This is a genomic window from Stenotrophomonas sp. (assembly GCF_032061965.1).
Lineage (GTDB): Bacteria > Pseudomonadota > Gammaproteobacteria > Xanthomonadales > Xanthomonadaceae > Stenotrophomonas.
This window is the reverse complement of sequence record NZ_DAMBEF010000002.1, coordinates 218,845-227,367: the sequence shown is the minus strand read 5'-3', so window position 1 is coordinate 227,367 and position 8,523 is coordinate 218,845. Positions and strand designations below refer to the sequence as shown.

Annotated in this window: 8 protein-coding genes; 5 read left to right on the top strand and 3 right to left on the bottom strand. The window is 65.4% G+C overall.

Annotation, left to right across the window (positions count from 1 at the left end; all coding sequences use genetic code 11):
• Positions 1-145 precede the first annotated feature (145 nt).
• Positions 146-586 carry a D-aminoacyl-tRNA deacylase gene (gene dtd, locus RT460_RS02175; RefSeq protein ID WP_313316880.1) on the bottom strand — a complete coding sequence of 147 codons (441 nt, stop codon included), beginning with the start codon at positions 584-586 and terminating at the stop codon, positions 146-148.
• A gap of 64 nt (positions 587-650) precedes the next feature.
• Here dtd and RT460_RS02170 point away from each other — a divergent pair, with 64 nt between their 5' ends.
• The 4 genes from RT460_RS02170 (at position 651) to RT460_RS02155 (ending at position 4,924) form a co-directional block, all read left to right on the top strand.
• Positions 651-1,571, top strand: coding sequence for a lauroyl acyltransferase (locus tag RT460_RS02170; RefSeq protein WP_313316879.1), 921 nt, complete (start codon positions 651-653; stop codon positions 1,569-1,571).
• 74 nt (positions 1,572-1,645) lie between these two features.
• The gene (ribA, locus tag RT460_RS02165) at positions 1,646-2,767 is read left to right on the top strand and encodes a GTP cyclohydrolase II RibA (protein ID WP_313316878.1); all 1,122 of its coding nucleotides are present in this window, start codon (positions 1,646-1,648) and stop codon (positions 2,765-2,767) included.
• A 139-nt stretch (positions 2,768-2,906) separates the two neighbouring features.
• The gene (locus RT460_RS02160) at positions 2,907-3,419 is read left to right on the top strand and encodes a PH domain-containing protein (RefSeq protein ID WP_313316877.1); all 513 of its coding nucleotides are present in this window, start codon (positions 2,907-2,909) and stop codon (positions 3,417-3,419) included.
• A complete protein-coding gene (locus RT460_RS02155) occupies positions 3,416-4,924 on the top strand; it encodes a PH domain-containing protein (protein WP_313316876.1) in 1,509 nt (502 codons plus the stop codon). Before RT460_RS02160 ends, RT460_RS02155 begins: the two co-directional genes overlap by 4 nt.
• 163 nt (positions 4,925-5,087) lie before the next feature.
• On the opposite strand, the gene RT460_RS02150 is transcribed toward RT460_RS02155, so the two are convergent.
• Positions 5,088-6,119: a CDP-glycerol glycerophosphotransferase family protein gene (locus tag RT460_RS02150; protein ID WP_313316875.1), complete on the bottom strand. Its 1,032-nt coding sequence runs from the start codon at positions 6,117-6,119 to the stop codon at positions 5,088-5,090.
• Positions 6,120-6,221: 102 nt separating this feature from the next.
• Between RT460_RS02150 and RT460_RS02145 the strand changes: the two genes are divergently transcribed.
• Positions 6,222-7,040 carry a glycosyltransferase family 2 protein gene (locus RT460_RS02145; protein ID WP_313316874.1) on the top strand — a complete coding sequence of 273 codons (819 nt, stop codon included), beginning with the start codon at positions 6,222-6,224 and terminating at the stop codon, positions 7,038-7,040.
• Here the strand turns inward: RT460_RS02145 and RT460_RS02140 are convergent.
• On the bottom strand, positions 7,031-8,227 hold the full coding sequence (locus RT460_RS02140) for an O-antigen ligase (RefSeq protein ID WP_313316872.1): 1,197 nt from the start codon (positions 8,225-8,227) through the stop codon (positions 7,031-7,033). The genes RT460_RS02145 and RT460_RS02140 overlap by 10 nt on opposite strands.
• Between the last annotated feature and the right edge of the window lie 296 nt (positions 8,228-8,523).

Below are 8,523 nucleotides of genomic sequence, written 5' to 3'. Positions count from 1 at the left end.
TGCTGATCAGAAGCTTGATGTCGTTTTGCTGGGCAGGACGTTCGTTGGCCATGTAATGCTCGCGCCACCGGCGATTGTGAAGATGGGAACCTAGCATTATACCAGCGCAGCATAGCGCTTGCCGTGGCGGTGGGTTCACGGAGCGTCATGGTCTGAGCAGAAAGGTGACAGGCCCGTCATTGATCAGGCTGACAACCATATGGGCACCAAACCGCCCGGTTTCCACCCCTGGGCCGTGCTTTTCACGGCAGATCGCCACCAAACGGTTGAAAAGCCGTTCAGCCTCGGCCGGCGGCGCGGCGCTGGTGAAGCTTGGGCGCATGCCCGAACGGGTATCGGCAGCGAGGGTGAACTGGCTGACCAGCAACAGGCCACCCCCGGTATCACGCAAAGAACGGTTCATCTTGCCCGCATCGTCGGCGAAAACCCGGTAACCGAGCAAACGATCAGCCATCCTCGACAACATCGCCTCGTCATCGCCCGGCTCCACGCCAACCAGGGCCAACAGACCGTGGCCGATCTGCCCCACCACGGCGTCATCGACGGTCACCGAGGCCTGGGTGACACGCTGGATCAGGGAAAGCATGGTCGCTCCTGCAAAGGGGGGCTGGGCACCATAGCACCGGGCGCCAGCGGCTAAACTTGGGCCAATGAAACCGCAATCCACCGCCAAGCTCTATTACCGCCTTGCCTCCGTCCTTACCCACCTGCCCTGGTCCTGGCAGAAGGCCCTGGCCGACGCAGTGGCCTGGCTGTGGCGCAGCATCAATGCCCGCGAAAGCCGGGTGACCCGCCGCAACCTGGAGCTGGCTTTCCCGGAGCTGGACACTGCCCAGCGTGCCCGCCTGCAACGTGAGGTGCTGCGCACCACCGCCCGCCAGGCGCTGGAAACGCTCTATCTGTGGACCCACGACCCCGCCCAAAATCTGTCCCGGCACCTGCGCGAACGGCATGGTGAAGCGCTGTATGACGCCGCCCTGGCCTCGGGAAAGGGGGTGATCGTCATCGCCCCGCACTACGGCAACTGGGAGCTGTTGAACCAATGGTTGGCCTCGCGCGGACCCATTGCCATCGTCTACGCGCCACCGGAAAACCCGGTGGGCGATGAATTCCTGCAGCTGTGCCGCGGCGGCGACAACGTGCGCCAGGTGCGCGCTGAGGGGCCGGCGGTGCGGCAGCTGTTCAAGGTGCTCAAGGAGGGCGGCGCCACCGGCATCCTGCCCGACCAGCAACCCAAGAACGGCGACGGCGAGTTCGTGCCCTTCTTCGGGATACAGGCGCTGACCATGACCTTGGTCAACCGTCTGGCCGAGCGCACCGGCGCCACCCTGCTCTATGGCTGGTGCGAGCGCATCGGGCCCAACCTGGACTTTGCCCTGCATATCGAACCGGCCGAGGCACAGATCGCCGACCCGGACCTGCAACGGGCCGTGGCTACCCTCAGCGGTGGTATCGAGCGCATCGCCCGGCGCGATCCCGCCCAGTACCAGTGGACCTACAAGCGCTACACGTTGCGCCCCCCCGGCAGCGGCGAAACCGATCCTTACGCCACCGCCAAACACCCGCACTGAGCGCGCTCCTGCAACACTGCGTCACCGCTGCCGTCGGATTGATTCGATGGCCAACGGCCCCCATAAGGTTCCAGATGAACAGCCCTGCCTCTCCCACCCCGCCCTACTTCGGCCAGACCGCCGCCATCGCCTGCGAACGCGCGGCAGCCGAGCTGCGGGCAGGCCGCCCAGTGGTGGTCAGCGATGGTGCGCGCCGGCTGGCCAGCATTGCCCTGGACAGCAGCTCGCCGGAAGGCTTTGCCGCGTTTGCCAGCGCCGCCGGCAACCGCCATTACATGTTCCTGACCGCTGCACGTGCGCAGACCCTGGGCATCGATGCCGCGCATGGCATCCGCATCCCACTGGCCAGCCGCGACTTCGCCGGGTTACCTGCGCTGGCCTACCTGCGCGGCGCGACCGCGCCCAGCGATGCACTGCCCAATGGCGATGCGCTGGATGCCGCCAGCGTGGAAGTGGCACGGCTTGGCCTGCTGCTGCCGGCGATGGTGTCGGTGGAACTGGATGCAGGACCCGGCCCCTTTGACGGCTGCATGCAGCTCAGCGCCGATGCGTTGCACGACGGCGCCAGCCAAGCCGGCCAGGACTACGAACTGGTCACGCGCTCACCCGTGCCGCTGCGCGACGTCGGCATGAGCGAGTTTGCGGTCTTCCGTGGCGGCGTGGCACAGCGCGATCAGGTCGCGGTGATTGTCGGCAGCCCGGACATGGGCGGCATCGTGCCAGTGCGGGTGCATTCGTCCTGCCTCACCGGCGACCTGTTTGGCTCGCTCAAATGTGACTGCGGCGATCAGCTGCGGCGCGGCTTGCGCACGCTCAAGGAACTGGGCGGCGGCATCCTGTTGTATCTCGACCAGGAAGGCCGTGGCACCGGCATTGCCGCCAAGATGCGCGCCTATGGCTACCAGCATGAAGGCTTGGACACCATCGACGCCGATGCACAGCTGGGCTTTGGGGCCGACGAGCGTCGCTATGGCAGCGCGGTGGCGATGCTGCGCGCGCTGGGCGTGCAACGCATCCAGCTGCTGACCAACAATCCCACCAAGGTGCAGCATCTGCGCAAGGCAGGCATCGAGGTCGTGGGTTGCGTGCCGGTCACCGGCGAAATCACCCACGAGAACGAGCAGTACCTGCGTACCAAGGCCGCACGCGCCGGTCATCATCTTGATGTGGATGCGCTGATCATGGCCGCGCAGTAGGCGCAGAGCCTCAACCCACCCCAACGTGTAGTGCCGAGCCATGCCCGGGAGGGCTGTCGCCGGAAATCCATCCCGGCATCGCAGGGATTATCAATGCCACGCCTACCGTTGCGCAGGTCCGGCGTTATATCGTCTGCACATGATCGACGCGCCCGAACTCCCCACTCCCCGGTTTTCCGACGACAGCCAATGGCATCCCTTGCCTCCGCGTGGCGCGGTGTTTGCCGCCATCGGTTCGGGGCTCAGCATGGCCCTGCTGTTCGGCGTGGCCAGCGTCGTCCTGATGCTGGTCACCCGCCAAACCCACTGGCTGCTGTGGCCTCTGGCAGCCGTTGCCGTTGGCGCCTTGCTCGGCGCCTGGTTTGGCTGGCGCCGCCATCGGCTCACCTTCTGGCGGCTGGACGCACAATCGCTGGGCGTGCGTCGGGGCCATATGTGGCAGAGCGAGAGCCACGTGCCGGTATCGCGTGTGCAACACCTGGATCTGCGCCGCGGCCCACTCGAGCGCATCGCCGGGCTGGCCACCTTGATCGTGCACACCGCAGGTACGCGCATGAACACCGTCGCCGTGGCGGGGCTGGCGCATGCCGATGCCGAGCGCTTGCGTGATCGCCTGGCGCGGCAGCTGGACCACGACGACGACGCCCTGTGAGTATCCCGCCGCCCCTGCCCAGCGACGAGCAGCGCCTGCACCCGTGGTCATGGCTGTTTGCGCTGCAACAGCAGGTGCAGCAGTTCCTGCTGCCCTTGCTCGCCCTGCTGGTGTTCGGCAGCCGCAGTGATGACGACCTGCCCTACCACCACTGGATCAGCGGCGCGATCGTGCTGTCCTTGGTGGTAAGCGCCGTGCTGCAATACCTGAGTTATCGCTACCGCATCGGCAGCGATGCGCTGAGCATCCGCAGTGGCATCTTTGAACGCACCCGTCGCGAGATCCCCTTCGCACGCATCCATAACGTGGTGGTGCACCAGAACCTGCTGCACCGCCTGTTCGGTGTGGCCGAGCTGCGACTTGAATCGGCCGGCGGCGACAAGCCCGAAGCGGAAATGCGCGTGCTCAAGCTGCCACAGGCCCTGGAGCTGGAGCGCCTGATCCGCCAAGGCAGCGATGGGGTGACACCGCAGATCGATACCAACGCACCTCACAGCGACGTGCTGCTTGCACTGCCGTTGTCCGAGCTGGTGCGGCAAGGCCTGATTTCAAACCGCGCGCTGGTGGTGGTTGCCGCGGCAATGGGCGCGGCCTACCAATTGTTCCCACGCCGGGCGACTTCGGATTTCATCGAAGAGCACGGCCGACAGGCATTCGGCTATGCCAGCCAGTTGCAGTTGGGCGCCATCACCCTGGTCAGCAGCGCGCTGCTGATCCTGGCGCTGGCGCTGGTGCTGATGCAGCTGGTCTCGATCGGCCTGTCGATCGTGCAGTACTACGGCTTCCGGCTGAGCGAAGCAGACCGTCGATTGACCGTTGAACGCGGGCTGTTCACCCGCGTGCGCAGCTCGGTGGCACGGCGCCGTATCCAGGCGTGGACCTTGCGTGAAGGCGCATTGCATCGTCTTTTCAAGCGACGCCAGCTGCGGGTGGACATTGCCGGCGGCGGCCAGCAGCAAGAGCAGGATGGACGCGCACTGAAAGAACTGGCGCCCCTGGCTACACCGGCAACCTGTGATGGCCTGCTGCAGCATCTATTGCCGCAGCTGCAATGGCCCCCGCTGCACTGGCAAGCGGTGAGCCGACGCGGCTGGTGGCGGCTATGTCTTCCGGCCCTGGTACTGATGAGCGCGCTGTCGGCACTGCTGATCTACGAAACCGGCAGCCTGTGGGGGCTGTTGCCCTTGCTGTGGCTGCCGTGGTCAGCGCTGAAGGCCTACCGCCAGGTCAGCCGGATCGGCTATAGCATCGATGCACAGCGCGTAGCCATTCGCGGCGGTTGGTGGAACCGTTGGTGGCGTGTGGCCGAACTGGACAAGCTGCAGGCGCTGCGGCTGGATCGTTCACCGCTGGACAGGCGGTTTGGCACCGCGACGCTGACCTTGGATACCGCAGGTGCGGCCGGCGCGCCGGCCTTGCAGCTGCGGTTTCTGGATGAAGCGCAGGCGCGGGCGCTGATGGCGCAACTTGAGCAGGAGATGGTGCGGCGCAAATTGCGTTGGTGAGGGAGGAGCCGCCCTCTCCCGCCCCTGCGGGGCACCCTCTCCCGCAAGGGGCGAGGAGAAGAGCTGCAATTGCAGGCAATGCTTGAACTCGCGGGGCTTCGCCCCTCTCCCCTTGCGGGAGAGGGTGCCCCGCAGGGGCGGGAGAGGGGAAAAGCGCGCCACCTCAAACCCGCGCAGGCCCCCAATAACCAATCCGCTTGCGCAGCTTGATCTTGCGCCACCAGTTGCGCGGCTTGGGCTTGCGGTTGCGCCCGCCCTTGGCGATGAAATCATCAATGGCCTGCAGGATGCGCTCGCTGGACTTGCCGTCGCGGTAGGGGTGCAGCTGGTCGGCGAACTGGCGTACCGCTGCCATCAATTCCGGCGGCCGCGACAAGGCGGTACGGATCGCACCTTCAAACTGCGCAGGGTCGTCAATGTCGATCAGCTGCGGGCCCGGACGGCGATTCTTGAAGGTCACCACCGGCTTGTAGGTCAGCAGGAATTCGTTGAGCGCCGAGGAAGTATCCGAGCACATCATGTCCACCTGCGGGAACAGGTCCAGGATGTTGTCGTCATCGGCAAAGCGCAGGTACGGGCCTTCCAGCGCGCGGTACTTGGCCACCACTTCCGGGTCCATCTTGGGGTGGAAGGTGACGATCCAGCGCCATTCGCCGGTCTGCGACAGACGCTTGATCTCATCGTGCAGGATACCGGCAGCACTCCATGACGGAGAGAACGTGGAGTGATAGAGGATCACCGGTGGTTCGCGCACCGGGTCCGGCTGATCGTGCAGTTGGCTCATGAACGGATCAATCTTCGGAAAGCCCGTTTCAACCACCGAAAAGTGCCCGGTCTTCTGCGCCAGTTCGGAGAACGCGGCGGTATCGCGTGGGCCGGTGGTGCAGTACAGGTCAAAAAACCCGCGGATGTAGATATGCCGCGGCTTGCCGGCATCGAAGCCATGGAAGGTCTCGACCTTCACTCCGGGGAAGAAGTGCGGCACCGCGTTGGACGAGGTGATCACCGCACAGGGGTTCCATGCGCGCACCTGCTGCACGGTCAGCAGGGTTTCATCCGCGGCCAGATCCTCGGCGCCAGGGCCGTCGAAGAACCACGCCGCCTCATCGCCACGCGCTCGGATAGCGGCCTGCAGCGGGCGGAGGATGGCCAACGCATAGCGCTCGGACCCGTACAGCAGATAGTGGCGTGGCACGGCGGGGAACTCCTGAATATCCCGGATATGGCGCAATTATCGCATCGCCAGTGGAACCCGTCGCTGCTAGGCTTTGGCCCGTTCCCCCGTGCCAGACACCGCATGCCCAGCTCAAGCCCCTCCTCGCCCGCCCCGCGACCACGCCTGTCGGCCTGCATCATCGCCTTCAACGAAGCCGACCGCATTGGCGACTGCCTGGCGTCGCTGGCGTTCTGTGATGAGATCGTGGTGGTCGATTCGTTCTCCAGCGATGCCACCGTGGCTGTTGCAGAGGCCGCCGGCGCGCGGGTTCTGCAGCGCGCCTTCAGCGGCTTCCGCAGCCAGAAGGCGTTCTGCGTGGAACAGGCCAGCCATGACTGGGTGCTCTGCCTGGATGCCGATGAACGCGTTGACGCCACCTTGCGCGCCGCCATCGAGGCCGAACGCGATGCGGGCTTCGGCCGTGCAGTCGGCTATCGCTTCGCGCGCTGCTCGGAATACTTTGGCCGCTTCTTGCGCCATGGCACGGCCTATCCGGACCGCGTGCTGCGTCTGTTCGACCGCCGACACGGCGGTTGGCGTGGCGACCGCGAGATCCACGAAGCGGTAGCGGTCGACGGGCCGGTGGCCTTGCTCCGCGGTGACCTCTTGCACCACCCCTACCGCAGCTTCCTGCAACTGCTGGACAAGAAGCAGAAGTACGCGCGGATGATGGCCGAGTACGAGCATGCCAAGGGCAAGCGCGCCACCTTGGGCAAGCTGGTACTCGCCCCCGGCTGGCGCTTCATCCGCAGCTACGTGGTCAAGCGCGGCTTCATGGATGGCTGGCCCGGGCTGATCGAAGCCTTCGTCAGCGCCAACTATGTGCGCCAGAAGACCATCATGCTGTGGCTGCTCAACAACGGGCAGCCGCTGGTCGACCCGCCGCGCGCTCAGTCCTGAGACGCGGGCCGCCGCCGTTGCGCGGCATCCAGCAAGGACAGACCGGCCAGCACGCCGACCAGGGTGGTATAGACGCTGGCGGTGATCTGGTGGGCGAACATGGATTGGGTCAAACCGCACAGCACATAGGTGCCCACGACCAATATCCCGGCCGCCGCCGGACCGCGGAATCCGCTCTCGCCACTGCGACGGTGCAGCCGCGTGAACAGCCACAACGGCAGCCCATAGACGATCAGCAGCAATACCGCCCCGGGCAAGCCCATCGTCGCGGCCCACTCCGCCAGGTCGTTGTGTGCGTGCCCCAGGTCACAGCGCGGCGCCTGCTGCACCGACGGACGGCACACCGGCAGGCGCTCCATTGCATTGTCAAAATGGCCGATGCCGATACCTGTCCAGGGACGCTCCTGCACGGTGGCCCATGCCACCTGCAGTCGCTCCAGGCGGGCTCCCGCCGATGAATTCACGTCGCCCCGTTCGATCCGCTGCACGTCGCTGTGAAGTTCATCCAGACGCGTCATTTCCCGCAGCTCGGGCACGGCCAGCACCAGCGTGCCGGCAACAGCCACCATGCTGGCGAGGATGGCAAGGCGGAACCGACCGTTGCGCCAAGGCACGCTCAGTGTCATGGCCAGCAACAGCATCAACAGCGCAGGCCACACCCCACGACTGCCACTGAGCAGAATCACCGTACCGCCGGCGACCATGCCCAGCATGATCAATCCCCAGCGTTGCGGCGGCCGGCACAGCACCAGCACCACCATCAATACCAAGGTGGTATCGGCAAGGACAATGGCATTGGTCCAGGCTTCGGCACGCTCGAGCCCCCCTGCAACCTGCACCACGGCGACCACCGCGGTGGCCAGCAATCCCAGCAGTGCTCCCCACCATAGCGATTGCTGTGCCGGCCGCAATGCGCATACCCACAACATGGCCCAGGGCATGACCAGGAATCGCGAGCGGTTGTCGACGTCGTCCAGCACGTTGTCAAAGTGCCAGACCGACCACAGTCCCAGCGCGATCACCGCCAGCGCCACGCCGGCCAGGGCGCCCAGATAAGGGCGCGCCAACGCCCGCGCGCGCCAGAGATAATCCGCGCCCAGCAGGCTACTGAACAACAGCACCACGCCGAACGGCAGCAGGTTGGTGGGGGTACTGAGAACCAGCCCCAACAGCAGCAGCAGACCCAACGAAGCAGATCGGTGCAGGGCAAGCCAACGACGGCTGCCACTGACTGGTTGCGCAAGACCGGGGGCGGTATCAGACAAAGATGAGGGCATCCGCGAATTGTGCCGTGATTGTGCTGAATTGTTCGCACAACCGCCAAAAAATTTTCACAACACGCTGCATTCTTTGCATCGGAGCCGGCCTCCACGGTCAATCCTGACAAAGGCACCGCCGCCGCGCCGAAGGTTCCGGCGGCCCGGCATCCCAGAAAGCCCCCAAAAGCGCCCCCTGATCTCCTTCCTTTTGTGCCGTTTTGGTC